This window comes from Mesorhizobium sp. M1A.F.Ca.IN.020.06.1.1 (assembly GCF_004023265.1).
In the GTDB taxonomy this organism is placed as follows: Bacteria; Pseudomonadota; Alphaproteobacteria; order Rhizobiales; family Rhizobiaceae; genus Mesorhizobium.
This window is the reverse complement of sequence record NZ_RZSR01001120.1, coordinates 1-1,741: the sequence shown is the minus strand read 5'-3', so window position 1 is coordinate 1,741 and position 1,741 is coordinate 1. Positions and strand designations below refer to the sequence as shown.

2 protein-coding genes and 1 pseudogene are annotated in these 1,741 nt (G+C 64.3%); 2 read left to right on the top strand and 1 reads right to left on the bottom strand.

What is annotated here, in order from left to right:
• Nucleotides 1-463, top strand: a pseudogene (locus EOA60_RS31600) (DUF4996 domain-containing protein); the annotation flags it as partial.
• A 200-nt stretch (nt 464-663) separates the two neighbouring features.
• On the opposite strand, the gene EOA60_RS31595 reads toward EOA60_RS31600, so the two are convergent.
• Nucleotides 664-1,536 (bottom strand): aldo/keto reductase family oxidoreductase, encoded by an 873-nt coding sequence (locus tag EOA60_RS31595; RefSeq protein WP_095824725.1) that lies wholly within the window; start codon nt 1,534-1,536, stop codon nt 664-666.
• Between the two features lie 95 nt (nt 1,537-1,631).
• Here EOA60_RS31595 and EOA60_RS39365 point away from each other — a divergent pair.
• The coding region (locus EOA60_RS39365) for a LysR family transcriptional regulator (protein ID WP_348632738.1) at nt 1,632-1,741 on the top strand (110 nt) is incomplete at its 3' end.

Below are 1,741 nucleotides of genomic sequence, written 5' to 3'. Positions count from 1 at the left end.
CGCCCAGGCGGGCGGCGGCTTCCAGTTCATGCCGATCCTTGCCGATGACGCCGTGCACGATGCCGCCTTTGCCGGCGAGGTCGACAAGGCGTTCGCGCCACGCGCTATCGAGCTGATCAACTGGCGCAACGGCGCCGAGACGTTGACCGCAAACGGCGGCCCGCTGTTCAGCACGCGCATGCGGGCTACAGCCGTCCGCGGTGACTGGCACCTCTGGACCGATACTTATGCCATCGTCAACAAGCCGGGCGGCTTCCTTGCCGGCGGCCGTGGCGACGAGCTGGCGGTCGCTGCCAGCCTGCCGCGCGAGGCTTGGGGTTTTTGGGTCGATCGCGGCGCCACCATCATCCAGACCGACGAGCCAAAAGCGGCGATCGAATGGCTGGCTGCCAATGGCTATCGCGTACCGTACACGACGGACATCAAGCAAGCCGAGTCGGCGCATACGGCCAGTATTAATTAAGCTGACGTCGGCGCTTCACCCGCCCGGCGCTTCGCGCCGACCTCCCCATCGAGGGAGGTAGAGCGTCGTGCCAGCCTGCCGTCGCTGCATGCCTGCGACATTCATGAAATGCTAAACCCGTTTGAGCGTAAAGCGCGGCGCCTTACCTCCCCTTGATGGGGAGGTCGCGCCGCAGGGCGCGGGCGGGGCGCTGCGCCGACCTACGCCGCTTTCGCCACCCCATTCAACTCGCGCAGCACATCCGCCGACAGCTCCAACTCCGCTGCCGCAAGGTTCTCGCGCAGATGCCCGACCGACGACGTGCCCGGGATCAAAAGGACGTTGGGGGAACGCTGCAACAACCATGCCAGCGCAACCTGCATCGGCGTCGCGCCGAGCCGCTCGGCCACGCCGGACAGCGTCGACGATTGCAACGGGCTGAAGCCGCCAAGCGGAAAGAACGGCACATAGGCGATGCCGTGGCGCGCCAGTTCATCGATCAGCGCGTCGTCCTCGCGATGCGCCAGATTGTACTGGTTCTGCACGCAGACGATGTCGCAAATCTTGCGGCCTTCCTGGATTTGCGCTCGGGTGACGTTGCTCAAGCCGATATTGCGCACCAGGCCCTTGCGCTGAAGCTCGGCGAGCTTGGTGACCTGCGCCTCGATGGAGCCCTCGGCTGGACCATGCATCCCGAACATGATGCGCAGATTGACGACGTCCATCACCTCGAGGCCAAGATTGCGAAGATTGTCGTGTACGGCCTGTTCGAGCTCATCGGCTGTGAAGGCCGGCAGCCAGGAGGCGTCTTCGCCACGACGGGCGCCGATCTTTGTGACGATGGTGAGGTCGTCGGGGTAGGGCAATAGCGCCTCGCGGATCAGCTTGTTGGTGACGTGCGGACCATAGTAATCGCTGGTGTCGATATGGTTCACGCCTTGCGCTATGGCTTCGCGCAGCACGGCGATGGCCGCGTCATGGTCTTTCGGTGGACCGAAGACTCCTTTGCCTGCGAGCTGCATGGCGCCGTAGCCGAGGCGGCGGACCGACCGCTCGCCGAGTTTATAGGTGCCGGATTTGTTTACGCTGGACATCGTGGTTCTCCTTCGTTGCCGGCGAGGGAGATAAGGCATAGCCGCTGTCCCGATAACCAGCTATATTCGGCACAGCTTGTACGAAATTCAGGACAATGGCGGCCGAACTCAACGATCTCCAGGCGTTCATGGCCGTGGCCCGCGCCGGCGGCTTTCGCGAAGCAGCTCGCGCCACGGCCGGCAGCGCGTCAGCGCTCAGCGAAGC